Annotated in this window: 29 protein-coding genes, 2 tRNA genes and 1 other annotated feature; of the genes, 17 read left to right on the top strand and 14 right to left on the bottom strand. The window is 44.2% G+C overall.

The window, feature by feature from the left end; all coding sequences use genetic code 11:
* The 7 genes from IEW67_RS04985 to trpA form a co-directional block, all read left to right on the top strand.
* A partial coding sequence (locus tag IEW67_RS04985; RefSeq protein ID WP_188631962.1) for a hypothetical protein occupies positions 1–187 on the top strand: 187 nt, incomplete at its 5' end.
* Positions 183–434 (top strand) — a binding site (T-box leader). Its footprint overlaps the gene before it by 5 nt.
* Before the next feature lie 62 nt (positions 435–496).
* Positions 497–1,897, top strand: a complete 1,401-nt coding sequence (gene trpE / locus IEW67_RS04980) for an anthranilate synthase component I (RefSeq protein ID WP_188631961.1) — start codon at positions 497–499, stop codon at positions 1,895–1,897.
* Positions 1,898–1,924: 27 nt separating this feature from the next.
* Complete coding sequence (gene trpD / locus IEW67_RS04975) at positions 1,925–2,950, top strand: anthranilate phosphoribosyltransferase (protein WP_188631960.1); 1,026 nt, start codon at positions 1,925–1,927, stop codon at positions 2,948–2,950.
* A 1-nt stretch (position 2,951) separates the two neighbouring features.
* Positions 2,952–3,752: an indole-3-glycerol phosphate synthase TrpC gene (trpC, locus tag IEW67_RS04970; RefSeq protein WP_188631959.1), complete on the top strand. Its 801-nt coding sequence runs from the start codon at positions 2,952–2,954 to the stop codon at positions 3,750–3,752.
* The gene (locus tag IEW67_RS04965) at positions 3,742–4,347 is read left to right on the top strand and encodes a phosphoribosylanthranilate isomerase (protein ID WP_188631958.1); all 606 of its coding nucleotides are present in this window, start codon (positions 3,742–3,744) and stop codon (positions 4,345–4,347) included. Before trpC ends, IEW67_RS04965 begins: the two co-directional genes overlap by 11 nt.
* A 5-nt stretch (positions 4,348–4,352) precedes the next feature.
* Complete coding sequence (gene trpB / locus IEW67_RS04960; protein ID WP_188631957.1) at positions 4,353–5,558, top strand: tryptophan synthase subunit beta; 1,206 nt, start codon at positions 4,353–4,355, stop codon at positions 5,556–5,558.
* On the top strand, positions 5,551–6,324 hold the full coding sequence (gene trpA / locus IEW67_RS04955) for a tryptophan synthase subunit alpha (RefSeq protein ID WP_188631956.1): 774 nt from the start codon (positions 5,551–5,553) through the stop codon (positions 6,322–6,324). The genes trpB and trpA overlap by 8 nt, the downstream gene beginning before the upstream one ends.
* A 47-nt stretch (positions 6,325–6,371) precedes the next feature.
* On the opposite strand, the gene IEW67_RS04950 is transcribed toward trpA, so the two are convergent.
* A complete protein-coding gene (locus IEW67_RS04950; RefSeq protein WP_188631955.1) occupies positions 6,372–6,566 on the bottom strand; it encodes an SHOCT domain-containing protein in 195 nt (64 codons plus the stop codon).
* A gap of 238 nt (positions 6,567–6,804) precedes the next feature.
* On the opposite strand from IEW67_RS04950, the gene IEW67_RS04945 reads away from it, so the two are divergent.
* Together IEW67_RS04945 and IEW67_RS04940 are read left to right on the top strand one after the other, a co-directional pair.
* Positions 6,805–6,880 (top strand) — tRNA-Thr (locus tag IEW67_RS04945).
* A gap of 5 nt (positions 6,881–6,885) precedes the next feature.
* A tRNA-Ser gene (locus IEW67_RS04940) sits at positions 6,886–6,976 on the top strand.
* Between the two features lie 285 nt (positions 6,977–7,261).
* On the opposite strand, the gene IEW67_RS04935 is transcribed toward IEW67_RS04940, so the two are convergent.
* Positions 7,262–8,032 carry a hypothetical protein gene (locus IEW67_RS04935; protein ID WP_188631954.1) on the bottom strand — a complete coding sequence of 257 codons (771 nt, stop codon included), beginning with the start codon at positions 8,030–8,032 and terminating at the stop codon, positions 7,262–7,264.
* A 267-nt stretch (positions 8,033–8,299) separates the two neighbouring features.
* Here IEW67_RS04935 and IEW67_RS04930 point away from each other — a divergent pair, with 267 nt between their 5' ends.
* The 3 genes from IEW67_RS04930 (at position 8,300) to IEW67_RS04920 (ending at position 10,183) form a co-directional block, all read left to right on the top strand.
* Entirely contained in the window at positions 8,300–8,881 is a 582-nt protein-coding gene (locus IEW67_RS04930; RefSeq protein WP_188631953.1) for a CotY/CotZ family spore coat protein, read from the top strand.
* A gap of 295 nt (positions 8,882–9,176) precedes the next feature.
* Positions 9,177–9,509: a PadR family transcriptional regulator gene (locus IEW67_RS04925; RefSeq protein WP_188631952.1), complete on the top strand. Its 333-nt coding sequence runs from the start codon at positions 9,177–9,179 to the stop codon at positions 9,507–9,509.
* Complete coding sequence (locus IEW67_RS04920; protein ID WP_188631951.1) at positions 9,506–10,183, top strand: DUF1129 family protein; 678 nt, start codon at positions 9,506–9,508, stop codon at positions 10,181–10,183. Before IEW67_RS04925 ends, IEW67_RS04920 begins: the two co-directional genes overlap by 4 nt.
* 76 nt (positions 10,184–10,259) lie before the next feature.
* On the opposite strand, the gene IEW67_RS04915 is transcribed toward IEW67_RS04920, so the two are convergent.
* Genes IEW67_RS04915 through IEW67_RS04895 form a run of 5 tightly spaced genes read right to left on the bottom strand, consistent with a single transcriptional unit; the run spans position 10,260 to position 14,595 of the window.
* On the bottom strand, positions 10,260–11,450 hold the full coding sequence (locus tag IEW67_RS04915; RefSeq protein WP_188631950.1) for a hypothetical protein: 1,191 nt from the start codon (positions 11,448–11,450) through the stop codon (positions 10,260–10,262).
* 45 nt (positions 11,451–11,495) lie between these two features.
* Positions 11,496–12,680, bottom strand: coding sequence for a YycP family beta-propeller protein (locus IEW67_RS04910; RefSeq protein WP_188631949.1), 1,185 nt, complete (start codon positions 12,678–12,680; stop codon positions 11,496–11,498).
* A 13-nt stretch (positions 12,681–12,693) separates the two neighbouring features.
* Positions 12,694–13,524 (bottom strand): hypothetical protein, encoded by an 831-nt coding sequence (locus tag IEW67_RS04905; protein ID WP_188631948.1) that lies wholly within the window; start codon positions 13,522–13,524, stop codon positions 12,694–12,696.
* Positions 13,521–14,210, bottom strand: a complete 690-nt coding sequence (locus IEW67_RS04900; RefSeq protein WP_188631947.1) for an ABC transporter ATP-binding protein — start codon at positions 14,208–14,210, stop codon at positions 13,521–13,523. Before IEW67_RS04900 ends, IEW67_RS04905 begins: the two co-directional genes overlap by 4 nt.
* Positions 14,203–14,595 carry a GntR family transcriptional regulator gene (locus IEW67_RS04895; RefSeq protein WP_188631946.1) on the bottom strand — a complete coding sequence of 131 codons (393 nt, stop codon included), beginning with the start codon at positions 14,593–14,595 and terminating at the stop codon, positions 14,203–14,205. Before IEW67_RS04895 ends, IEW67_RS04900 begins: the two co-directional genes overlap by 8 nt.
* A gap of 213 nt (positions 14,596–14,808) precedes the next feature.
* Here IEW67_RS04895 and selD point away from each other — a divergent pair, with 213 nt between their 5' ends.
* From selD to IEW67_RS04880, 3 genes are all read left to right on the top strand, one after another.
* A complete protein-coding gene (gene selD, locus IEW67_RS04890) occupies positions 14,809–15,861 on the top strand; it encodes a selenide, water dikinase SelD (protein WP_373288487.1) in 1,053 nt (350 codons plus the stop codon).
* A gap of 18 nt (positions 15,862–15,879) precedes the next feature.
* Positions 15,880–16,935 carry a tRNA 2-selenouridine(34) synthase MnmH gene (mnmH, locus tag IEW67_RS04885; protein ID WP_188631944.1) on the top strand — a complete coding sequence of 352 codons (1,056 nt, stop codon included), beginning with the start codon at positions 15,880–15,882 and terminating at the stop codon, positions 16,933–16,935.
* A 97-nt stretch (positions 16,936–17,032) separates the two neighbouring features.
* A complete protein-coding gene (locus tag IEW67_RS04880; RefSeq protein WP_188631943.1) occupies positions 17,033–17,425 on the top strand; it encodes a hypothetical protein in 393 nt (130 codons plus the stop codon).
* Between the two features lie 553 nt (positions 17,426–17,978).
* On the opposite strand, the gene IEW67_RS04875 is transcribed toward IEW67_RS04880, so the two are convergent.
* From IEW67_RS04875 to IEW67_RS04850, 6 genes are all read right to left on the bottom strand, one after another.
* A complete protein-coding gene (locus IEW67_RS04875) occupies positions 17,979–18,671 on the bottom strand; it encodes an LrgB family protein (protein WP_188631942.1) in 693 nt (230 codons plus the stop codon).
* Positions 18,638–19,045, bottom strand: a complete 408-nt coding sequence (locus IEW67_RS04870; protein WP_188631941.1) for a CidA/LrgA family protein — start codon at positions 19,043–19,045, stop codon at positions 18,638–18,640. Before IEW67_RS04870 ends, IEW67_RS04875 begins: the two co-directional genes overlap by 34 nt.
* A gap of 127 nt (positions 19,046–19,172) precedes the next feature.
* Positions 19,173–20,120: an MBL fold metallo-hydrolase gene (locus IEW67_RS04865; RefSeq protein WP_188631940.1), complete on the bottom strand. Its 948-nt coding sequence runs from the start codon at positions 20,118–20,120 to the stop codon at positions 19,173–19,175.
* A 114-nt stretch (positions 20,121–20,234) separates the two neighbouring features.
* Positions 20,235–21,527 carry an alpha/beta hydrolase gene (locus IEW67_RS04860; RefSeq protein ID WP_188631939.1) on the bottom strand — a complete coding sequence of 431 codons (1,293 nt, stop codon included), beginning with the start codon at positions 21,525–21,527 and terminating at the stop codon, positions 20,235–20,237.
* Between the two features lie 75 nt (positions 21,528–21,602).
* The gene (locus tag IEW67_RS04855) at positions 21,603–22,955 is read right to left on the bottom strand and encodes a tripartite tricarboxylate transporter permease (protein WP_188631938.1); all 1,353 of its coding nucleotides are present in this window, start codon (positions 22,953–22,955) and stop codon (positions 21,603–21,605) included.
* Positions 22,956–22,960: 5 nt separating this feature from the next.
* Positions 22,961–23,194: a hypothetical protein gene (locus IEW67_RS04850; RefSeq protein WP_188631937.1), complete on the bottom strand. Its 234-nt coding sequence runs from the start codon at positions 23,192–23,194 to the stop codon at positions 22,961–22,963.
* A 102-nt stretch (positions 23,195–23,296) separates the two neighbouring features.
* On the opposite strand from IEW67_RS04850, the gene IEW67_RS04845 reads away from it, so the two are divergent.
* Together IEW67_RS04845 and IEW67_RS04840 are read left to right on the top strand one after the other, a co-directional pair.
* Positions 23,297–23,608 carry a hypothetical protein gene (locus IEW67_RS04845; RefSeq protein WP_188631936.1) on the top strand — a complete coding sequence of 104 codons (312 nt, stop codon included), beginning with the start codon at positions 23,297–23,299 and terminating at the stop codon, positions 23,606–23,608.
* Between the two features lie 12 nt (positions 23,609–23,620).
* A complete protein-coding gene (locus IEW67_RS04840; RefSeq protein ID WP_188631935.1) occupies positions 23,621–24,232 on the top strand; it encodes a spore coat protein in 612 nt (203 codons plus the stop codon).
* 100 nt (positions 24,233–24,332) lie between these two features.
* Here IEW67_RS04840 and IEW67_RS04835 read toward each other — a convergent pair whose 3' ends face one another.
* Positions 24,333–24,506, bottom strand: a complete 174-nt coding sequence (locus IEW67_RS04835; protein ID WP_188631934.1) for a hypothetical protein — start codon at positions 24,504–24,506, stop codon at positions 24,333–24,335.
* Positions 24,507–24,508: the final 2 nt, after the last annotated feature.

Raw genomic sequence — 24,508 nt, 5'->3', positions numbered from 1 at the left:
CGACTTCTCGCACGAGTTGGCCGACTTCTCGCACGAGTTGGCCGACTTCTCGCACGAGTTGGCCGACTTCTCGCACGAGTTGGCCGACTTCTCGCACGAGTTGGCCGACTTCTCGCACGAGTTGGCGTTTTGCACCTTCGTAAACTCGGTGCAAAACCAGCCTTATTTAAAAACTGCATATAATTAAATCGTTTGAGTAAGAGAAGTAAGCTTTTTTGAAGCGTTCAAGAGAGCCGGTGATGGTGTGATACCGGCACGTGAATCATTGCTGAATGGACTTACAAGAGGTTTCCTGAAATGTTAGTAGGGAAACACGGCGCTCCGCCGTTATACGGATAGGATATCGGAAAAAGGATTTCCCGTATCCGAACAAAGATGGAGGCTTTATCAAAATCTCCAAAAGGGGTGGCACCGCGGTTTCAATCGTCCTCTGCACACACAGTTTCATGTGTGTTTGCAGAGGATTTTTTATTTCATAAAGGGAGGTTTTAAGGAGATGAAAACATTACCTTATAAGTATACCAAACATAACGCTGATACACTGACGCCAATCGGTATATACGAAAACTTATACGGTCGGAAAAAGTTTTTACTGGAAAGTTCAATCCAGCATGAGGAAAAAGGTAAGTATTCCTTCATCGGAGCTGATCCCTATCAGGAATTAAAAGGCAGTCAAGATGCAACGACTATTGTGAATCACCAAAATGAAACATCCGTAAACCGGCGTGAACCGGCACTGAATGTATTTCAAAATGAATTTCCCGAGGTGGATATGACATTGCCGTTCCCGTTTTTCGGCGGTGCGGTGGGTTATATCGGCTATGACGCCATCCGAAGCTATGAGAATATCGGCGGTGCGCTACCGGACGACATTGACATGCCGGATATCCACCTGATGCTTTATCAAAACATTATCATCTATGACCATAGCGATGAATCGGTATATCTGGTTGCAACCAACTTGAATCGACAGCCTGAGCATGCATTGGATGAACGGTTGGAATCGCTAAAGAAAGCCTTGATTCCATTCCCGACAGCCGATGTATCAGCCGGAGAAAATATCGAATTCAACCCTGAGATGGATAAACAACAGTTTATGCGGAATGTGGAGACCGCTAAAGACCATATCACACGCGGTGAAATCTATCAGGTCGTGTTATCACAGCGGATGGAAGCTGACATGCAAGGTGATCCATTTCTTTTTTACCGGAAACTGCGGAAAGCTAATCCATCACCATACATGTTTTATATTGACTTTGAGGATTACGTTGTGCTTGGCGCCTCCCCGGAAAGCCTGATCCAGACAAACGGACGGGATATCATGACAAATCCGATTGCAGGCACACGCCCGCGCGGCAGCACGAAAGATGAGGATAAAACCCTGAGGAGCGAACTGCTGACAGACAAAAAGGAAATTTCGGAACATGACATGCTTGTTGACTTAAGCTGTGATGATTTTGCCAGGGTCTGTGAAGCCGACAGTGTCACCATACCAACTTATATGAAAGTGGAAAACTATCAGCATGTGATGCACATGGTATCGGAAGTCCGCGGGAAGTTAGCTGAAAGTTATACCAGTATTGATGCTCTGATTGCCTGTCTGCCCGCCGGAACAGTGTCAGGTTCACCAAGAACTCAAGCGATGCGTCTGATCAATGACCTGGAGGACGCGGAGCGCGGCGTTTACGGTGGAGGCGTTGGATACATCAGTTTCAACTACAACTTAAACATGGCGCTTGCGATCCGCTCACTCATCGTAAAAGATAATCACGCATACCTGCAGACCGGTGCAGGCATTGTCAATGATTCAGATCCAGAGGCCGAATACAACGAAACGCTTCACAAAGCAAAGTCATTAATGGCCATCAAAGACTATGATGTGACACATCAAGCGTAAACTTTAAAATCTTGGAGGGGATTCATCATGAAACATTATCTTGAAAAACTGCTGAGCCGTGAAGACCTGACATTCGATGAAATGAAGAATGCCGCTACATCGTCATTTGCAGATCATATCAGTGAAAGCGAACTCGCTTCATTCCTGACAGCATTGCGGGCAAAAGGTGAAACGCCCGAAGAAATCGCAGGTCTTGCTGATGTTATCCGGGAACAATCCACTCAAACGACCAATATATTGACGAATGTAATGGATAACTGCGGCACTGGCGGAGACGGGTCCTGCAGTTTCAACATTAGCACAACAGCCGCATTTGTACTTGCAGGTGCCGGCGTTAAAGTCGCCAAACACGGCAATCGTAGTGTTTCCAGTCAGACAGGAAGCGCTGATGTATTGGAACATTTGGATATTTCTTTATCGTTTTCAAAACAACACGTGGAGGAAATGATTCAAGAAAATAATATCGCCTTCCTTTACGCACCCAATGTTCTACCCGGCATGAAGCGATTCATGACCGTACGGAAAAACTTGGGGCTTCCGACAATTTTTAATCTGATTGGACCGCTGACAAACCCGGTCAAGCTGAACACACAGCTAATGGGTTCTTACCGTCGGGATATGCTGCCAGTGCTGGCAGAAACACTGCACCAGCTTGGACGAAAGCGCGCACTTGTCATCAACGGCGCAGGGTATATGGATGAAGCATCACTTGCCGGCGAAAATCATATGTCATTGTTGGAAGCAGGAAACGTCACATCATTCACGCTGCATCCATCTGAGATCGGTTTACCGGTGTATGACAATGACGACATCCGGGGCGGCGATGCAAAAGATAACGCCACTATTCTGCTGGATATTTTAAACGGGAAGAAGGGCCCTTATTACGATACCGTACTGCTCAATGCCGGTCTGGGCCTATTTGCTAACGGGGCTGCAGCGTCGATTAAAGATGGCATCCAGAAGGCTGAGGAAAGCATTCAGAGCGGTTCAGCCATGGATAAACTGCAGCGATTGGTCGATTATAGCAACAAAATCACACGTGAGGTGATATAACATGACCATTTTAGAAAAAATTATCCAACAAAAGAAAAAGGAAGTTGAGCATCTAAAAAATGAGCCCCTTCCTGATTTCTCGACAGCGATTGACAAGGTGCCGTCGATTGCCCGGACGTTTCATCATACAAAGCGTATGAATATTATTGCTGAAATCAAAAGGTCCTCTCCTTCTAAAGGAGCCATCGACCCGAATGTTGATCCGGTATATCAAGCTACACGATATGCATCCAATGGAGCCGGTGCCATATCGGTTCTGACCGACCAGACGTTTTTCAAAGGGTCGATGGATGATTTGCGTGCCGTCCGTAAAGCAGTCAATGTTCCGCTGCTTTGTAAAGACTTTTTCATCGACAAAGTGCAAATTGATCATGCCAAAGCGGCGGGTGCCTCCATCATTCTATTGATTGTCGCCGCCATGCCTGTGTCCACATTGCGGGAGCTTTACACGTATGCCAGTGATCAGGGTCTTGATGTGCTTGTTGAAGTGCACAACGAAGATGAAATGAAAACGGCCATAGATTTAGGTGCTGACATTATCGGCATCAACAACCGGAACTTAAAAACGTTTGACGTTGATTTAAATACCACTGGCCGGTTGGCATCTATGGTTACGAATCCTGACACCATTCTGATCAGCGAAAGTGGGATTAAAACGCGTGGGGATGTCATGAAGGCTGCCGCGAGCGGTGCGAGGACCGTCCTTATCGGCGAAACGCTGATGCGGGCTGATGACTTGCCGCAAACGATTAGCGATCTGCAAGTCCCGCTAACGGAGGGAGAACAGACCCATGTACGTTAAAATTTGCGGCATGACAACGATTGAAGCGGCACAGGAGGCTGTTAGGGCCGGTACGGATTTTATCGGGTTTGTCTTCGCACCGAGCAAACGGCAATTGACACCGAAAAAAGCAGCAGCCATCAGCAAAGAGGTCCCGTCATCAGTCAAAAAAGTCGGTGTATTTGTCAATGAAACCAGGAATACGATTATACAGACTGCCGAAACAGCAAGACTGGATATTATTCAGCTGCACGGCGATGAACCGGCGGCTTTTGCCGAATCACTCCCCTACCCTGTCATTAAGGCGTTCCGGATGGGCAAACATGACCCAGGTGAAATACAGGCTTATCCGTGTGACTATTATCTGATCGACAGCCCTAAAGGACCCAACCGGGGCGGCAATGGCACGACATTTGACTGGAGCCGTCTGGCAGATGCCGGTCTTGACATGCAAAAAACGATTCTCGCAGGCGGATTGAATCCTGAAAATGTGCAAACAGCGATTTCAACTGCCAAACCGACGGGTGTGGACGTATCAAGCGGTGTAGAAACGGACGGCTTAAAAGACCTTGAAAAAATCAATCAATTTATTAATAACGCTAAAATGAAAGGGTGATCTAAATGACCACATATACATTTCCGGATATAACAGGACGATACGGCAAGTTCGGCGGAAGGTTTGTACCTGAGTTGCTCATGCCGGCGCTGCTTGAGCTGGAAGAAGCCTACGACGCAGCCATGAACGATCCCTCTTTCAGAGAGGAACTCGATTATTATTTAAAAGATTATGTCGGCCGTGAAACACCGCTCTATCATGCTAAAAATCTGTCTGAACAATTGGGTGGTCCTTCAATTTATTTAAAGCGTGAAGATTTGAACCATACAGGTGCTCACAAAATCAATAACACAATTGGCCAGGCACTTCTGACGCGCCGGATGGGAAAACAAAAGGTCGTTGCCGAAACTGGCGCGGGCCAGCACGGTGTCGCAACCGCCACCGTTTGTGCACTCCTGGGACTTGAATGTGTTGTGTTCATGGGTGAAGAAGACATCCGCCGGCAAAGATTAAACGTTTTCCGGATGGAACTGCTCGGTGCCAAAGTTGAAAGTGTCTCCCAGGGAAGCGGGACTTTGAAAGATGCGGTAAATGAAGCATTGCGTTACTGGGTCAGCCATGTGGAAGATACGCATTATATCATCGGCTCTGTTGTAGGGCCCCATCCTTTTCCGAAAATGGTGCGTGATTTTCAATCGATAATTGGAAAAGAAACAAGGCGGCAGCATCAGGCGGACACAGGACGGCTACCGAACGCGGTTGTTGCCTGTGTCGGCGGCGGCAGCAATGCCATGGGCATGTTTTATCCGTTTGTTGAGGATGAAGGCGTTCAAATCTACGGTGTGGAAGCCGGTGGAAGCGGGATCGAAACAAATAAACATGCGGCAACACTATCTGCCGGGAGTGTCGGCGTTTTGCATGGAACAATGACACACCTACTGCAGGATTCAAACGGTCAGATAGAAGAGGCCCAATCGATTTCGGCCGGGCTTGACTACCCCGGTGTCGGACCTGAGCACAGCCACCTTTATAATACCGGACGGGTTACCTACACGTCTATCACGGATCAAGAAGCAATAGAGTCCTTTAAACGCTTGTCCAGGACAGAAGGCATTATCCCGGCTCTGGAAAGCGCTCATGCAGTCGCGTTTGCGACGAAACTTGCCAGAGAAATGGATGAATCGGAATCACTGGTCATTTGTTTATCCGGCCGCGGCGATAAGGACGTTGAATCGGTTAAAGATGTATTGGGAGGGAACGTCAATGAGTAATCAATTTTTGGATAAAGCACTGGAAAACAAACGCTCAGCAAGCGAAAATATTGTGGTTCCATACATCATGACCGGTGACGGCGGACTTGATATCCTCAAAGAACGGCTCAGCTTTCTTGAGAAAAGCGGTGCGGCAGCGGTTGAACTCGGCATCCCCTTTTCCGATCCGACCGCAGATGGCCCAACTATCCAAAATGCCGGACAGCGGGCCCTCCAAAATGGTACAACACTGAAAGGCGTTCTGGAAGTATTGGAAACATTCAAGGAAAAACGCTCGATTCCGGTCATTTTAATGACTTATTTAAATCCGATTCTCACGTTTGGTCCTGAAAAGTTTGCGGAAGCCTGTGCAAATGCAGGTGTCAATGGAGTGATCATACCTGACCTGCCACTGGAAGAAGAAACCTTGATCACTGAATATCTTATGCAATATGCCATTTCCAATATCCGGCTTGCCGCCATGACCAGCCCTGATGAGCGGCTCACTGAAATTGCTCAGCGTACAGAAGGTTTTCTTTATGCCGTTTCAGTCAAAGGAACAACTGGTGCCAGAACATCACACGGGAGCAATGTTCAAGCCTATTTGCAAAAATTGAAAGGGATGACAGACACCCCTGTGCTCGCGGGATTCGGTATCTCAACGCCCGAACAGGCTTATGAACTGTCCGCCAACTGTGACGGTGTAGTAATCGGCAGCACAATCGTGGATTGGTTTCATAATGGGCAAACAGAGAATATTAAACAGCTGATCCAAAAAAGCATCTAAACTTCACGGCCGCTTGTCTGCTCCCTTCATCAGGCAAGCGGCCGTTGCTATTTCCCCTGCTTTTTCCTGGCTTTTTCATATGCTTCTTTCGTGATCTCACCTTTTTCATAGCGCTCTTTCATAATTTCCAAAGAACTTTGCCGCCTATTGCTTTTTCCGGCGTTGAATCGGTAGAGAATAATCGCGATCATCATTAAAATAACAATTGCCAGGCCGAATCTGATATAACCTTCGACTGCCATGCGATCACCTCCATTAGTTACTGTTCCCGCTGCTTGCCAATTTAAGCACAAAAGAATTTCCAGTCAAATGTTTTATTTGAGTGATTGCAAAATATTATTGGTGACATTCCGAACAACTTCCACGGCCAGTTGACCGTTGATCATTACATAGGTTATAAAAATTCCAGTCAAATCCATTGCACAAATAACAAATATGTATTATCATTTTTGAGTGGAATTAAAAATCACACCTAAACATGCTGGTGTAGCTCAGTTGGAAGAGCACTTCACTCGTAATGAAGGGGTCGGAGGTTCGAGTCCTCTCACCAGCACCATCTATGGAGGAGTACCCAAGCACGGCTGAAGGGGACGCACTCGAAATGCGTTAGGGGTTAACGCCCGCGTGGGTTCGAATCCCACCTCCTCCGCCATTTTTTTATCTTGACCTGCATCTCCTTCATAATCTTCACATGTATTTACAGTATTGCTTCCAATCTTTTTACAACTCCGTATTGTTATAAATCTTACATACAAGCCTATGTTGGAAATTCGACTTATATAAAAGAAGGTCGCACTTCATTTGAATGTGCAACCTCATATATTTAATATCATGGGTTATGGGATTAACCTTTACTAAACGGAAGCATATACTTATGACGCATTGACTTTTTAAAATCTAAGGCTGTTGCACCAAACAGCCTTAGATAAGTCTGCCACTATTGGTTAGCGTTATTACTGGCTGGGGCAGAAGCACCTGTAACGCCTCCACCACCGCCACCGGTAGATAAGTCAGTAGTATTTGGTGTTAAATTAAGCGGTGTATTAATTGTAACCGGCATACCGTTCTGTTTACAACGATGTGGATTCAGCGGTTCGACCTTGCCGTTTCGTTTAACTCCCCGACGTATTACTGTGATATTCGTACGCAAAACAGCTTTGAACAGCAAGAAATTAATCACCGTTCCGCCACTGGCATCTGTTGTAATTAATGGCTGATTTAACACAGCTTCCGGTTCAGGAACAGTTTCAGTCACCTGATCTCCAGGGCATATTCCAGGACAATCGGTATGCTCCTGGAAAAAGATCCTGATTGGAATGCTAACAGATACCACTCCGGCAGTAGTTTCCTCGATATCAATTGTTGCCGGGATGAATCCGAGATTAATAACTTTATCCTTAATCACGGTAACCTCCTGCTGGATGCCTGTAAAGTCCGGATTAACTCTTAAATTTACCAGACCAGTTAAGCCCAGGGCACCAACAAGAGCATCAACTACTGTTGAAGGGGGAAGAGCTCCTCCGCCATTCAACGGGCCAAGAGCAGCCGGCAGAATAAACTCGGCCGTTTTCTGGACATCATCGGAAAACACTACTTCTTCAACAAGTTCACCGCGTTCACAGCCACATTCTTTTTTCCCGCATTTGTCGCAGCAATCGTCCTGATAATAATAGTCTTCCATATCGTAAAAACTTCTTCTTTGTCGCAAATTACTTTCCTCCTCTTTAATTTTTTGAGTTTTTTGGCCTGTTAAGCACTAAAAACTCTTTACACTTACTTTATATGTGGATAATGCAATATTGAGTAGATAGATATACCTGTACAAGCGCACATTTTTTATATAACGGCTCTTTTAGCCCTTTTTCTAGTAGACAACTTCATTAATTTGGCAGGAAATAGACATTTATACAGGCTTCTTATGCATGCAATACATATGTTGCTATTGTTCAATATTCTAATGTAAGGAGAGAAGTATATGAGCTGTCATAAAGGAAGGGAAAATGTCTATTCAAAACGAAGAGACGACAGCTGTGTATGTGATATAGTCAGAAATATCATCAAAGCGCAAGATGAAGTAGCAGATATGAGCTGCCATACCAGCTGCGACAGATCAATTCACCAGTTGTTGTCACACAGAAATGACACCGGGCCTCAAAATACAACCATTCCGTTCATCCTTTACTGTAAAGGAGATTGCGATCCATTTGTAGGGAGCGGCGTATCGCGTTCATCTGCATACGGAAAATCTTTTTTTGAATGTGTCGAGACGCCCATTTTCCGAGCTAAAAAATTTGTTCATGATAAGGACTGTTGCGTTAAGCTGGAATTGTTGCTGCCTGTTTCGGAATCATGTGAAGTTGTAAAACCATATGATAAACATGGAAAGGTATGCCAATTCTTTTCGACTGATAAACCCATTACAGATTTTGTGGAAACCGGTATATGCCTGACAGTTGACTTGGAAGATTTCACCGGCATAACCTGTCTTGATCCTGTTTCACCATTATCAATCAATGAAATGCATGTACCCGATAATCACGCCCATAAGCATTACTAGCTATAAGTACTAAGCCACCCATACTTCACCCTCTCAATCAATCATTTTTTTATTAACACCTGCCTTATCTGAATAGATAAGCAGGTGTTAATACTGCTTTTACATAAATATGCGCTGTATAGAATCTCTGTCAGCCACATGCTGGACAATTACACTATTCGCAGCAGTAACTGGCATTGCAATATAGCTGAAAGACTGTTATACTATTTGGCAATACAAGTCACTGTATGTGAAATACAGCACTGGTTCTTCATTTTTTACTTAACTATATTGCTATACAAGGTAGGCGAAACACATGACAATAAGAAGCCAATTGTTAAAAGGAATATTGGAGGGATGCATATTGATTATCATTTCCAGGTCGACCGTGTATGGCTATGAATTATCGATGAAGCTTCAGGATTATGGGCTTACTGTCAGCGAAGGATCCATCTATCCGGTACTCCTGCGCATGCAAAAAGATGATCTGATTAAAGGAAACATGCAGCCATCACCTAACGGGCCGAACAGGAAATATTACCATCTGACAGACAAAGGCGTGGAGGCACTTGATCTTTTTAAGACGCACTGGGAAGGTATCAAGCATCCGGTTGACCGATTATTGCAGGATGAGGGGGATCGAACATGAATACAAAGATGTTAGTGGAAGAAAATAACCAAAAACGCAAACTGCTGAACAAGGAAAACCTCGCCTATTATGAAAACATGCTTGTCTACATTAGGCTATCTTACAGCAAATCGGATATCGCAACAGAAGAAGTGCTTGCCGAAATGCTGGATCATCTCCTCGAAGCTCAAGAGGACGGAAAAACGGCAAACGATGTGTTTGGCGATAATCCGAAAGCTTATGCTCAGGAAATCGCGGGTGCTCTTCCCAATCGAATACCCAGAAGCTTTTTGAGTTATTTCCTTATGGGAACCTTATTTTTCATGGGAGCAAGCACTATTTTTAACAGCCTATTTAATATAATTCTTTATTATGGTTTTAACAAAGGTGACGCTGAAGTCAATGTCTTTTTAGGTTCGTTCACCGTGAAAACTGTACTCTTTCTGCCAATCGCCTTTCTGCTTGTCTATGTTATCATTCAATACTTGAGATGGAGTGCATTCAAAGGGATAAACAAAATACTGGAGTTTTTCATTTTCTGGCTGTATGGTCTCCTGTCTGTCGCGCTTTTTTTGCTGGTTATTTATCTTTTGCCACCGTTTGGAGCAGCTGTTAACCTTCCACACTGGGAAGTTCTGATTATTGGCATTCTGCTTGGACTTTCCGGATGGTTTGTGCTGAAGAAAACCCAATGACAGTGATCAGCCATACTATATTTTGAACTGATTAATGACAAAACGCCTGCTCCCGGGATAGAAGCAGGCGCTCGTTTTAATCGACCCGCAGTTCATACAAATTGAGTTTGTCATTCTGTTCAGGTGAGCCTTCCAGCTTAACTTTCCCCTCAAACAGCGTATCACCGGATTTTAAATCAAGCACCAGCAAGCGTTTAAAGGATTGCGGGGCTTTTGCAAGCATATATGCCCTATCATTGGCAATGCGTGTTATGCCTCCCCACTTTGCTTCCTTACACGATGAAGGTAAATCTACTTCATTGGTGATTTGTTCTGTTTCCACATTATACTCAATAATCTGTTGTTGGCCTGAAAAATAAAGCGATGTATTGTCACGGCCAAGCCTCCCCTGACCTTCCAGTGACTCAGGCATTTTTAAAGACCTTTTCTTTCCTGTTTCCGGATTGTAGACAATATATCCCTCGGACTTTTCTTTTGTCGTCTGTTCTGACGCCATGCCTTGACTATCTTCCCGCGCGACTGGACGGGTCGTTTTACTGAAAATAATGTTATCATAGGCCGTTGTCTCATCTGAAACAGATACCATATTAGACAGTGTATGCTTGTTTTCATGAAGACCATCCGAAACAATCGTATCCTCACCGGTTATCGCTTTATTTGAAATATCGATACGGTAAAAATGTGCCTCTTTCTCTCCATTTTGTGGATAATTACGTGTTATAACGTGTAGTTCATCACCGGTCATTTGCACATCCTGCACCTGTACTTGTACATACATCGCCCGATTTGGTACAGGAAGCGTAAACGACATTGTTTCATCACTTTCTTTATCCAATACAGCGATATCAAATGTCGCCTCACCTCGTCCGGGTACTGTTTGATTGATTACATCAGCATAAGCAAGCGTATCTTCTGTCTCAAGATATGATGTGTCACTTCCACCTTTGCCGCGCATAAAACTGCGATACGTCTCTTGAAGCTGATTGACTTTCGCATTAAAAAATCTATCCCGGAAGTGTTCAGGAAAGGACACCTTACCGCCATATGTTGCTCCCTTTGAATCAATCTGCACAAATTCGTCCCTGCTATTTCCGACTGAATAACTGCCGCTTATTGTGACCGGTTTGATTTCATCTTTATTTCCTTTCACTTTTTCCATCGTTATGCCCGGCAGTCCATTAGAAGCGATAGCGGACTGGATATAAAATGTCCCGATTGTCAGTACAATAATGGCTAATATGACTGTTAATTGCCCATATCGTTTCATTCGATAGCTCCTCTCACATGATTGATCGTCATAAGCAGGCGGTCTTTAGCTGATAGATAGATCATAAAGCTGAAGTGTCACATTCCGTTCCAGTGGTTTTTCAGGTTTTATCTTGCCATTGTACAGCAAATCACCGGAAGTCAGATCAAAGACAGAGATTTGTGAGATATTGCTCTGTTCATTTGCTGTAAGTACATATATGGTGTCATCTGATATAGCCACAGGTGTGGGAAAGCCACTGCCCTGTTCAGGCAGCTGCATTTCCTTTTCAGTCTCCCCTTTTGTAATATCATATTGCAACAGGTTATGACCGTCTCTCATGTAAAGTTTGCCATGTTTATAGATAAGCATATTTTCAACAGATAAGGATTTTGGAAGTTCCAATTGCTTCTTTTCGTTTGTCTTCAGTTTATAAGCGATATATTCTTTACCGGATTCAGTAATTTCCCGCGCAGTGTCTGTTCCCTGGCCAATAACCGAGTGTTCTTTAAAAAAGACAACATACTCCTGTGCCTTTGTCTCATCTGGAACCCCCATTTTCCGTATACGTGTATGTACGGCTTCCGCTTTCTGATCTTCATAGGAAGTAATCACGTCTTCCCCCGTCATATTTTGTTCATTGAAATTAAATCGATAAATCCGTTTACTGTTTGCTCCGGTCACTTTTATGTTTTGCGTGATAACATAAAGTTCATTATCAATCATTTGTACATCCTCTACGGTCACCTGACTGTATGCTTCCTTGTCAGGTACAGGCACGGTAAACGAGGTCGACTCTTCCGTCTGCTTGTTCAGTACCGCCATATCAAAGGTCATATCCTGATTTGATGCATCAAGGGACTGTCCAATAACGTTTGCGTATGCTACCACGTTATCTGTTTCAAGAAATGACCTGACACTTCCGGATTTGCCTCGCATAAACCTTCGATAACGATCCTGCAGCCGATTAGTGTTGTCCCCGTATATTCTATTGCCAAAACGTTGTGGAAACGGCTGTTCACTGCTGTATACTGTTTCATCTATGTCAACCTTTACGTTATCCCCCATTCCAAAGCCAAGTCTATAGCTACCGCTTATCATGAGGTCTTCCACCTTGTCCTCGTTTCCACTTACCTTCTCAATGACAATTTCAGGATAACTGCCGGATGTTATTGTTTGTTGTATATAATAGGCGCTGAATGTCAGCACGATAATTGATGCGACCGCGACTAAATACAAATACCGCTTCATCCGATACCTCCTCTCATACCGTAATTTTTTTCGTCAGTAAGTAATGGCCCATCCAAAGGGAAACGGCTGTCACAAGCAATCCCAATACCACTTCCAAACCGAGTGTTTCTAGCGGATATAAATAGTAATGATCCATGAAAACAGTGGCCAGTAGGGGCGACAGCATAATGACACCGGAAATAGCAACGAATCCGATTCCAAGCAATATCCCTTTCCACTTGAAACTGCGTTCGAATAAAATGGCCGTAAACAATACAGATACCGCCATAAAACCGGCACCATAATACAGAATAAACTCCGTAAAGGTTTGCGGAATGAGTATGGACAAATAGTCCCACCCGACAACCTGTTCAACTGTCATATCCGACCGGAAGTCAATTGGTACCAGCCACTTTAATACACTGTTTTCAAGCGGCAAAATGATGAGCTGCACCGAAACAAGCCCCAATACCATTAAAACGATTGATGCCGCTTTAGCAAGATAGACGTTTATTCGTGCTGTCGGCAGCATCAGCAGCCGGTAAATGAATGTGTTTTTTCCAAACCAGTCACGATACCAGATCATAAAAATATAGAATAACAATGCTGCCGCACAAACTGCGATCGGTCCCATAAACCATAAACTTCGGGCAAATCTCAAAAATGACATGGAACGGTATTGTTGAATAAATTGCGCTTGCGAAAGGCCTTCCTCATAAATCATTTTATTTGCTTCAGCCATATACGAATTGGCTGTCACAATAACACCGACAACCTGCACGATGATTGTCAGCGCAATCAGCACAAGATATATTTTCATAAACCGGCTTAATTCAAAATTCAATAGTTTTACAAAACGATTCATGGCTGATACACCTCCCGCATTACATCAACAATTGATTTTCCCTCTGTTTCTCTGACTTCCTCACTATCGAACTGTTTTAAAACTTTCCCATTATCCAGAAGAACTGCCTTATCTATCAGATGTTCAATATCATTGATTTCGTGTGTTGTGATGAGCACACCGCGGTCTTCCACCAAATGACTGGTAAACACATCAGCAATCTGTTCCCGACTGAAAATATCAATGCCGGAAAACGGCTCATCCATCAGCAAATAATCAACATCGAGCGCCAGTCCAAGTAATAAGTTTACTTTGGCGCGATTCCCTTTGGATAAATGATTGATTTTCTCACTTTCCTGCAATTTGAAAAAATCGAGCAATTCCGTTGCACGTTCCTGGTTCCAGCTGTCATAGAAATCCGCCATGAACTCCATGGCTTCAGCTATTGTCATGCTCGGCTGCATTATGATCGCATCGGGAATGAAGGTGATTTTTTCATAGCTGTGTTTGTTGATGGTTTCGCCATTTACAAGGATCTGCCCACCATTGAGCGGAGTCAAGTTCATGATCGCATTCAGTATCGTTGTCTTACCGACCCCGTTTATTCCAATAACACAGGTTATTTCGCCCTTTTCAGCAGTAAACGATACGCCTTTAAGCACTTTTTTCCGGCCGAATTTTTTCTGAATCTCGTTTACCTCAATCATATTTAGCCCCCTTATCATCACGTTTGTCTTTGTATTTTTCCTGAACGAGTTCGAGCACTTCATCAACCGGTACATTAATCGACTGCACCGAACGGACAAAATCATCGACCGCTTCCATGATCAATTCCTTTCTTACTGATTTAAGGACATGCTCATCCCGTGTAATCTTACTCGGCAAATTCCGCTCCGTCGTAATCAAACCTGCTTCCTCCATTTCTTTATAAGCTCGTTGTGCGGTATTTGGATTGATTTTTAATCGATTTGCCAACTCACGCCGTGAAGGGATTTCCTGACCAGGTTCAAATACACCGGTTGCAATTTGCTCTTTAAAATGCCGGATAACCTGCACATAGACCGGGTCCCGCTTATTAAAATTCACATTCATAATCACAGCTCCCATTTCTTCAGATGGACACATATGTATTAATCATTTAATACACTATGATCAAAAAATGTGTATTAAGCACGTAATACATCTTATGTACTGTATTATATGGTTAATACACATAGAAGTCAATAGTCATTTTCGTTTATGTATTGTTAAAAACATATATGAATCCGTCTATGATAAAATAGAGATTATGAGTTTACTGAAAGGATGATTAACATGGCAAGTGCCGTTAAACTGACATCACTCTCCTCCAAAGGCGGCTGCGGATGCAAAATTGGCCCGGCCGATCTTGAAAATGTTCTGCACTCGCTACCGCAAACTGTTCCGAATCCGAATTTACTGGTCGGGCTGGATACAAATGACGATGCGGGTGTTTATCAACTAACCGATGAACTTGCACTTGTTCAGACCGTCGACTTTTTCACACCGATTGTCGATGATCCATATGCATTTGGCCAGGTAGCTGCCGCCAATGCGATCAGCGATGTGTATGCGATGGGCGGCACACCGATTACAGCTTTAAATATCGTGGCTTTCCCCATTTCCACACTGGATGAAAACATCCTTGCAGACATTCTGCGCGGGGCTGGTGATAAATTGAAAGAGGCCGGCGTCTCGCTTGTCGGCGGCCATTCGATTGAGGATCAGGAACCAAAATTCGGACTGGCTGTAACAGGAACCGTTCATCCTGATAACATCAAAACCAATACTGGAGCCAAACCGGGGGACAAGCTGATTTTAACAAAGCCGATCGGTGTCGGCATTATGAGCAGTTCCCTGAAAAGAGATTTGCTGAACCAGGATGAAATTGACCGGGTTACACACGTTATGACAACGTTGAACAAAACAGCTTCCGAAACGATGAACGATTTCAATGTCAATGCCAGTACCGATGTCACCGGTTTCGGCTTGCTTGGCCACGCATCGGAAATAGCAGCCGGGAGCAATGTGGAAGTACGGATCGATTCAAAATCCGTCCCTGTCCTGCCGCGGGTGAAGGAACTGGCCGAATCCGGTGTGATACCAGGCGGGACGAAAAGCAACTTTAGCCATATCAACGAGATTGTATCATTCTCAAAAGAGCTCGACCAACTGGATAAATATATTATGTGTGATGCGGTTACCTCGGGCGGACTGCTCATGTCAGCGGACAGCAATGATGCTGACGCCCTTCTCACTGAATTACAGCAAAACGGTATCGAAGCGCAAATCATAGGCGACATTTCAGATGGCAACAATGGTCATATCACAGTCGATTAGTCAGGGAGTGATCATAATATGTTTCATGATATAACATTAAAAGAGTTGCTCAAAAAACAGCATAGCGAAAACCACACCATCATTGATGTCCGTTCACCTAAAGAGTATAACGAAACAACCATACCAGGCAGCATCAATATACCGGTGTTTACAGACGAGGAGCGCGCGGAAGTTGGTACGCTTTATAAGCAGGTGGGCAAGAAGGAAGCAAAAGAACGCGGGTTGGAGATTATGTCGGCCAAACTGCCTGAGTTCATCGCCAAATTCCGGCAGATTGACACGCCCAAAACCGTATTCTGCTGGCGCGGCGGCATGCGCAGCAAAACAGCTGCAACGTTGGTTGACTTAATGGGTATTGATGTGAACAGGCTTCAAGGTGGTGTACGCGCATATCGGCAATGGGTGGTCGCCGAACTCGAAAAGGCAGAGTTTCCGCCTGATCTTGTCGTGTTGAACGGCAATACTGGAACAGGCAAAACAAAGCTTCTTCATCAGCTCGCTGATAAGGGTTACCCGGTGATTGATTTGGAAGGAATGGCTGCACACCGGGGATCTATCTTCGGACATATCGGACTTGAACCCAATATCCAGAAAGAATTTGAATCCCAGCTTATTCAAGTGATGCACAAATTCCGGAATGCGCCGTTTGTTTTAATGGAAGGTGAAAGTAAGCGGATCGGCAAAGTCACCATGCCCGAATTTTTGTTCCATAAAAAAGAACAAAGTATACAGCTGTTCATCAATCTGCCGATGGAACAACGCATTCGGAATATCCTGGACGACTATCAGCCCTGGAACGAGCCGGACAAGTTCATCGAAGCGTTCGACCGCATCAAGAAACGAATTCATACACCAATCGCCAAACAGATTAATGATGATTTAAAGAGGGGAAATTATCATCACGTCATCCAACTGTTGCTAGCATATTACTATGACCCGAGGTATGAGCATATGGCCGGAAAGTACCCGCAAGATAAAACAAAAGCGCTTGATGCTGCAAATATGGGAGATGCAGCTATTCAAATCGAAAGCAAACTCCTGGAAATGTATCCGCGAGAGGTGAAATCTGTGTAGATGTTTGAATTGAAATATGATGTTCATCCGCTATTCATATACAAGTTATACACTTAAAAGGAATGTTGAATCATTATTCATAAGGAGAGAGCTGATAGTGAATAAATATAGTAAGGTTTTGCTTAGATTCTCCGCCCTTTTCGCAGTTCTTGGTGCTTTTATCGGATCGCATATGGCAGGTGCCGGCAGCCTGGCATTTAAGACAGTACACGCCCACATTCTTGTTGTCGGCTGGCTGACCTTATTTGCCTGGGCAGTTTATTACAAAATCTTCACGCCAGCCAAAACTATCATCGCCACGCTACATGTCTGGTCAGCAATTATCGGGGCGATCGGCCTGACCGCCGGCATGTGGTTCTATTATTTACATCCATTCGGATTCGCTGACGGGCTGGTGACCGTATTCTTTATTGTCGGCGGTTCCATTATGCTGCTTAGTTTTGTATTGTTTGCTGTGCTGACGTTTATGCGGACGGAGGATGAGGCGTAATACATTTTATTTGTGAACATTTGCGCCAAAAAATTGTGAACTTGAGCCGAATCTGTGACAACTTCAGCCAAATCAAAAATTTATACCAAAAAGGAGCAGTATTCTGCTTGGGCCGGACAGTGAAGAGGACATCACAAATGTTTACAATAACTCGCTGAAGACGGAGAATGAAATGACAGGATACCTTTTGGAACATGGCTTCGCAAGAGACAAAAACGCTTTATTACAGAAACTGAACTATACAAAGTAATAAGTCAGGCATGGCCTGACTTATTATTTTGTATCGAACATTCAGCCAACGAGCTGGAAAACCAAGAATCCGGCGTTCAAGAATTCGATCACAAGATGAACAAAGCGCTTTAACCGAAATCACAAAGCCAAGCGTCGAGCGGACAAAACGTGAAGGTAAAATGAAAATAATCGGTAATCGGGGGATGTATTATGATCCGGCTGAATGAATTGAAACAGCGATTTAAAGAACCCAAATTTTTAAAGTGTTCATTTGAAACCTGTGGTAACTTCTTCGACGAGCTTGGCTTAGCAATTATCAACATTAAGCATAAAACAACAAAACAACCAATGGTCCGAAAATGGAACACGCAACGGCGCTTAAGGTCATCGCAACGGAACTCACCGAAGTTGTATAGTCACCATATTCAACAGCCTTTGACGTTCCAATGACATGAGATGCACTGCCGAAAGCCATCCCTTTTTCCAATGAATCATCAAGCCTGAACCAGTGAAGAAAATAAGGTCCGATTACTACGCCCGTAAATCCTGCTGTCATAACAAACAGGACCGTAAGCGAGGGCAGTCCGCCCAATCCATCAGCGATCTGCATTGCTACAGGGGTTGTGACCGATTTAGGCAAAAGTGAAAAAAGCAGCTTTTCAGTAAATCCAAGTGACTGAGCCAATAACAACCCGCTAAAAATGCCAGTCAAAGATCCGACGAATACTCCGCCCAAAATCGGATATAAATTTTTAACCAAAAGATGCCGCTGATTGTATAAAGGGTATGCAAGCGCCACGATGGCTGGTCCAAGCAGCGCATCAATCCATTGTCCGCCAATCATATACGTATCATACGAAACCCCCAGCAGCAATAAGAGGAACACAACGGCAAAAGTCGATGTTAAAGCGGGAATTAGAAACGGTAAATGAAATCGATGATATAATCGGGTCATAAATATATAAATGAAAACTGTTAGGCTTATGAAGATGATTCCGATAAGTGCTTGTGACATTCCGCTTTCTCCTTTCGCTTTCCCCCGTATCTTGCCAATAACCGACTCGTATGTCCAGCAAAAATCATGACAAGCAGAGTGCTAATAATGGTAACGACAAAGAGCCAAACAGTGTAGCCACCGAAGAGATCAAAATACTTCATCACACCGGCAGTGGCAGGAACAAATAACAGCGGTAAATACTTCAATAAAAAGACCGAGCCCTTCTCTACCCATTGAATGGGACATATTTTCAACAGCAAAGAAGCAAATAGAAGCAATAAGCCAACTATACTGCCCGGGATAGGCAAATCCATAAGATTCTGCAACAAGCTGCCAGCAAAATAAAAAACGTATAAGAACCCGATCTGTATTACAATGGTTATGATTTTCATCTTACATGGTAATTCCCCGGATTGACATGTTATAGAGGAACACCGCCCTCCTTTACGTGAGATTGTGCAGTGAGAACACGTTTTCAATTCCGGTCTTTTACAGGAAGACCTGTCCTTTTAGCCTTAGTTATTGCTTCAATTTGTTAAAGTAATCAATCATACCAAGGGCACACACCTGCATGTCCAAATTTAGCAGGATGTAGATTTCATGATCCGTGCGCAAACCTTTTATCGATAGATCACCCCTGACCTGCTCTAGCATGCGTGATGCCAGAACATCATAACCTTTTCCTTCCGACATCGCCTCTTCGCCAATTCCAACAAAAATATCAAGCCACTCTGAGACTTGACTAAGCGCTTGATTAACATCTTCTGTCATGCCGAAATGTCCGTAATAAATCCTGTCGAGATTCATGTTTCGGATGCGGTCTATGGATGCATGCATAGCACTTGGGTCAAAATGGTTCGGGGAAGTTGATGGCAGAAAGAAGTCAATTCCCTCATCAATCAGCTGCTTATACCGAATACCAACTGTATCACCGGTGAACAAGCCATTGGTAATAGGATCATAAACGCTAAAATGATGTCTGGCATGACCGGGTGTATCAAAAAATTCCAATGTGCAGTTATTGCCAATTGTTAGTATCTCCCCCTCGCCCTTTTTAATCAGGCGATCTTCAGGAAGTGGCACGATTGGATCAAACAATTCGGTAAAACTGTCGCCATAGACACCTCTGGCACCTGCAGCCAGCTTTTTCGGATTCACCAAATGCCTGGCCCCTTTTGGATGCACAATGACAGTTGCATTCGGACAATCTTCTATCAACAGCCCGACCCCGCCGGCATGATCGAGATGAACATGTGTCACGATGATATATGCCACATCTTCAAGCGAAAAACCAAGATCATCCAATCCTTTTTTAATATATTTCACCGACGGACTTGGCCCGGTTTCGATAAGTGTGAGCTCATCCTCATTAATCACATATGTACCTGTACGTTCAGATACACCCAAATCAAAGCCATCGATCAAATGAATCCGCTCGTCCATTTGAATCGGTTGTTTATCCTCCATTCCCAATCCCCCCATTCTCTTTTCCTTCCACTATTATACTACATCCCGTCAGTTGAAAACGAATTTAGAAAACCTAATTAATTCATTTGGAGCCCCGGCAAGTTTAAACACTTTCTATTTTAAAAAATCATTTTCCTGTAAAAAGTCGACGATCCCATCCGTCAGTCCATCCGCCAATGGAAGATCTGGATTGCTGTATGTCTTGAGATTGTCCACTTCATCCTCCGGCGCCTCTTTTAATATATGATTCATTTTGTCAAGAATCAACAGATCAGCATTCGGCTGGGCCTTGTGCAATAATTCTGCTTCACTTTCCGGAACCTGCAAATCGCGGCCGCCACCAACAATTAATGCCGGCACCTCAAGTGCAGCGATTTCATCAGCCGGATCATACTGGATCCACGAACCTATAAATTCTTGAAGTGACGGGCGAAAGACACTTTGCAATTCCCGGCTCACATCCTGCTCGTTTTCACCTTGTTTCAACTTTTTAAGAATACTTTCCGCTTTCAGTAGTGATTCCTCAGACAGTTGGCTTTGCAATTGCTCATATAGCACCTGATCAATTGAACGACCGGCCCCGGCAAGTGAAATGAAGAGATCAGCATACCCTTCTTGTGCTGTCAGCATGCCTACCAGTGAACCTTGACTGTGTCCGATTATACCAATGCCTGAAAACGTCTCCTTCTGTTCCAACAGCTCTGTCCACTGTACCGCATCAGTCACAAATTGATCAAACTTGAGTTCGTTTTCCGGAATGGCTGCCTCTAGATTCTTCCCAACTCCTCGTTTATCATAGCGTACACTAGCTATTCCCTGTTCGGCCAACCTTTTAGCCAGCATCTTTAAGCTGTTATTTTTACCCTCAATGGCGTTTGAATTACCATTGCGATCAGTCGGTCCTGAGCCGGGTATAATCAACATAACCGGAAAAGGTCCTTCCCCTTCAGGCTCCTCCAGTTCCCCATAAAGCGTTGCTTCACCTGTTTTCACACTTAAAAAATTCTCATCCTTTTCATTCACAGGGTCACCTTTTGTTAACTTAAACGGAAAAGTCTGTCCTTGCTGACTGAAATTGCCTTCAATCATATCATTCTTATATTCGCCGTCAAATGACATCTGCTGCCCCTGAATTTCCATGAAAAAGGTGATTTCCGAACCGTCGACTGTAACCGAAGTGAGTGGGTAATCCTTAATACCCTGAACTGGAATGCTGATGGTTCCCGACCATTCATTATCATTATTTAGATTAACCATGATATCAAGCTGTTGATTGGGGGCATCAATGGCCCCTGTCCATTTGCCGTTCACGATTGCATCATCTCCTTTATAACCATCATCACTGCATCCGGCAGCTACTGCCAGCATAAAAATGACCAAACATAGCATAAATAACGAACGTCTCACAGGAATCCCCCCTCGTCATCTGCCAGTACTACGGTGATGGTCAAAATAAGGTTTCACCACGATGAAAGAGTCCGTCTAAAATATCAATCCCACAAGCCATGGCGCTGCGTATAATGTCATAAACTGAACACCATAATTGACACCTTTTCGGTGCAGAAAACCTGCTACAAGTCCGATTAACAGAACACCGGCAATGTTCAGAGCACCAGCATCCATGTAAGCGAGCATCATCACTAGACCGAAAAACAGCCCCAGCATCGCCTCATGCGGTATATATTTAAAAACAAACGCGCATATCTGCTGCGCGTATTTGATGGTGATAAAGAACGTCAAACCGATTGCAATCACAGATCCGATAACTGTTGCCACCACAAAGTCGTTCATCGATAGGATGTGATGCAGATTATGTTCATATGTATAGACGGGCGGCGCATTAAATAACGCATGGCCCGGACCCAGAGCTGTTGGGGACAGCGGATAGCCTATAGCAATCAACGGGACAAGCGTACCCGACAGATATGCTGCGTTCGTCAGACCGTCCATACTGGAGATTGCACGAGCTGCACGCTTGACTGGATCCTTGATGCGACTGGCAACCATTTCACCGAGAAAGATCGTCATGCCGACAGGGCTCATGAAAAAGGTAAGCACTCCAAATACTGAACTGATAGCACTTGAAATCGTTTCATGTTTATCCAGAATTTTGAATGGATTCGGAAAACCTTTTTCAGCTTTAGTACGTCGCATCTCAATGGTTTTTGTACCATAACGGGGCAAACTTTTTCTAATGGATCCATTCAGCAGCTCAAATAATTTTAAAATAACCGGTCCGATTGTAATGCCAAGGAAAAATGATGTGAAGACCGTTGTATCTTCAGGCACAATATCCAGTTCCCAGTACAAATTCCGCAGTCCCTGAATGATGAATGCAAAAGGAACAATCGACAAAACTGCAAACCAGCGATTCTTCGTCATCAATGCGAGGAAAATGGCCCCAAGAAAAAATATCTGACTTGAATACTGCTCGATAACATCAGCCAACGGCACCAATGCTGTCGCCAGAAGAAGGCTCAATGGCACTGAAATGATCGTTCCAATGACCGAGCCCGAAGCCATTTTTCGGATACTTACATCCGGTTTCCCGTATTTTTTCAAAATCATCGCATGCTCAACCATTGGTGCGGACATGACACCGCCCGGAATACCGGCAACTGCAACCGGAATGGAATCGGTCAATTTTTTTGCTACAATGGCTGCTATAAAAAATGTCAAAACGAGAATCGGCTCAAGACCGGAAATAACAAGCACAAGCGTAACCGGGGCGAGCACGGCCGTTTCATCGGTGCCGGGGGCAATCCCGATAATTGTATATAACGCAGCGCCAAACATTGCTGCAGCAGCCATTTGTCCAATTAAAACAATATCCATAACGCCTACTCCTCATCTGTATAACTGAAGTTTCGTTTTGGTGTAACGATAATCGTGCTGATAATAAAGCCTGACACTGCACCGATCAGCCCGTAAATGAGCGGCTGCTGACTATCTGGCGCAATCAGGTATCCGCCAAGTGATGTCACACTGCAAATGGCCAGGCTTATGGTCAAATCTTTGATATGAACAAGGTCTTCCCACACTTCAATGTTTTCTTTTTTATCTTCTGCAGACACTATATAACAACTCCTTATCACTGAGTAAATCACGCACAGCCATGGGGCATACCCTTCATAATCTAAAATTATACCTATTCAACAATGTTTAATGAAGCCATTTTGAAAAATTTTATGATAAACCCTTCCAATACCTACAATCGAAACAAATTCAGGAAAAGGGGGGGTAATCAAGCATTTTTACTTTCTATTAGTGAAGACTTGTCCTGGACCGCTTTTGTGGTGCTTTCGCACGAGTTCGTGGCGTTCTCGCTCAAGTTTGCGGCGTTCCCGCTCAAGTTTGCGGCGTCCTCGCACGAATGCTCCTGCGCGACCTGGCAAGCTATAAGATACTTCGCCAAAGTAAAGAAATGGAAGGCTCAAATCATACATAACAGAACCTGCTTCGTCCAAAATAACAATGAATACTTTTAGGAGGTTATGTTGATGCTTAACCAGCAGCAAAATTTCACAGACACGACGCAACTGCCACCACAACAGCATTACGGCGGCCATGACATGTTTGATGGTCATGAAGCTTTATCATCGCTAACCGGTGCATTGGATCAGTATGTGCTATATGAACAGCACATCCAGGACCCAGAGCTGCAGACAATGTCACAGAAGCATCGGACTTTTTGCAACCAGCTTTATAATACGATTGTGGACACGTATCAATCCGGACAAGATCCGGCTGTCGATACCCAGTCCTATAAAATGGACCAGAACAACAACGTTATGTACGGTATGCAGCCTCCGTCACAACCATCGACACCCATTCAGTCAGTAAGCGAAATCAATGACGAAAAGATTTCCGGCTTTATGATGGGTTCGTTAAAATCAGCTGCAACAGCTTTTACGAATGCGTCACTGGAAATGACCAACCCCGTCATGCGACGTGTGCTGGCAGATAGTGTTCCTAACTTGATTGAAATGGCCTATGAAGTATTCCTTTATCAAAACAAGAACCAATACTATCAAGTACCCCAGCTGCAGCAGCAAGATATGCAGGCATTCCAGCAAAGCTACGCCCCAACCCAGGGCACAATGCCGCATTAAACTGTTGAAAGTGGTCAAAAAAAGAGGAATCGGCTAAACAGCCCGATTCCTCTTTTTTCGTATTTTAGCTACTCGGCCACTATGTTCCACAGTGTGTTTATCAATCCAGCAGCCGATTATTTTCATCAACTGACATAACACGTGCCGATCTGGAGATATCCTCAATATCACGTACCCCGTCTCCACCGCACACACTGCAATTGTATTGCCAGCCTTCATCATCGGAAAGCATGCCTGTTCCTTCACAGGCTTTGCATGTATTTTCACGTGCCATGG

The organism is Lentibacillus kapialis (assembly GCF_014646635.1).
GTDB lineage: Bacteria > Bacillota > Bacilli > Bacillales > Amphibacillaceae > Lentibacillus > Lentibacillus kapialis.
Note: the sequence above shows the minus strand (reverse complement) of the source record. Positions and strands in the feature narration are given on the sequence as shown.

Coding starts and splice junctions, on each gene's coding strand:
- trpE (WP_188631961.1), top strand. CDS start 497: ATGAAAACATTACCTTATAAGTATACCAAACATAACGCTGATACACTG.
- trpD (WP_188631960.1), top strand. CDS start 1,925: ATGAAACATTATCTTGAAAAACTGCTGAGCCGTGAAGACCTGACATTC.
- trpC (WP_188631959.1), top strand. CDS start 2,952: ATGACCATTTTAGAAAAAATTATCCAACAAAAGAAAAAGGAAGTTGAG.
- IEW67_RS04965 (WP_188631958.1), top strand. CDS start 3,742: ATGTACGTTAAAATTTGCGGCATGACAACGATTGAAGCGGCACAGGAG.
- trpB (WP_188631957.1), top strand. CDS start 4,353: ATGACCACATATACATTTCCGGATATAACAGGACGATACGGCAAGTTC.
- trpA (WP_188631956.1), top strand. CDS start 5,551: ATGAGTAATCAATTTTTGGATAAAGCACTGGAAAACAAACGCTCAGCA.
- IEW67_RS04950 (WP_188631955.1), bottom strand. CDS start 6,566: ATGGCAGTCGAAGGTTATATCAGATTCGGCCTGGCAATTGTTATTTTA.
- IEW67_RS04930 (WP_188631953.1), top strand. CDS start 8,300: ATGAGCTGTCATAAAGGAAGGGAAAATGTCTATTCAAAACGAAGAGAC.
- IEW67_RS04925 (WP_188631952.1), top strand. CDS start 9,177: ATGACAATAAGAAGCCAATTGTTAAAAGGAATATTGGAGGGATGCATA.
- IEW67_RS04920 (WP_188631951.1), top strand. CDS start 9,506: ATGAATACAAAGATGTTAGTGGAAGAAAATAACCAAAAACGCAAACTG.
- IEW67_RS04915 (WP_188631950.1), bottom strand. CDS start 11,450: ATGAAACGATATGGGCAATTAACAGTCATATTAGCCATTATTGTACTG.
- IEW67_RS04910 (WP_188631949.1), bottom strand. CDS start 12,680: ATGAAGCGGTATTTGTATTTAGTCGCGGTCGCATCAATTATCGTGCTG.
- IEW67_RS04905 (WP_188631948.1), bottom strand. CDS start 13,524: ATGAATCGTTTTGTAAAACTATTGAATTTTGAATTAAGCCGGTTTATG.
- IEW67_RS04900 (WP_188631947.1), bottom strand. CDS start 14,210: ATGATTGAGGTAAACGAGATTCAGAAAAAATTCGGCCGGAAAAAAGTG.
- IEW67_RS04895 (WP_188631946.1), bottom strand. CDS start 14,595: ATGAATGTGAATTTTAATAAGCGGGACCCGGTCTATGTGCAGGTTATC.
- selD (WP_373288487.1), top strand. CDS start 14,809: ATGATTAACATGGCAAGTGCCGTTAAACTGACATCACTCTCCTCCAAA.
- mnmH (WP_188631944.1), top strand. CDS start 15,880: ATGTTTCATGATATAACATTAAAAGAGTTGCTCAAAAAACAGCATAGC.
- IEW67_RS04875 (WP_188631942.1), bottom strand. CDS start 18,671: ATGTCACAAGCACTTATCGGAATCATCTTCATAAGCCTAACAGTTTTC.
- IEW67_RS04870 (WP_188631941.1), bottom strand. CDS start 19,045: ATGAAAATCATAACCATTGTAATACAGATCGGGTTCTTATACGTTTTT.
- IEW67_RS04865 (WP_188631940.1), bottom strand. CDS start 20,120: ATGGAGGATAAACAACCGATTCAAATGGACGAGCGGATTCATTTGATC.
- IEW67_RS04855 (WP_188631938.1), bottom strand. CDS start 22,955: ATGGATATTGTTTTAATTGGACAAATGGCTGCTGCAGCAATGTTTGGC.
- IEW67_RS04840 (WP_188631935.1), top strand. CDS start 23,621: ATGCTTAACCAGCAGCAAAATTTCACAGACACGACGCAACTGCCACCA.
- IEW67_RS04835 (WP_188631934.1), bottom strand. CDS start 24,506: ATGGCACGTGAAAATACATGCAAAGCCTGTGAAGGAACAGGCATGCTT.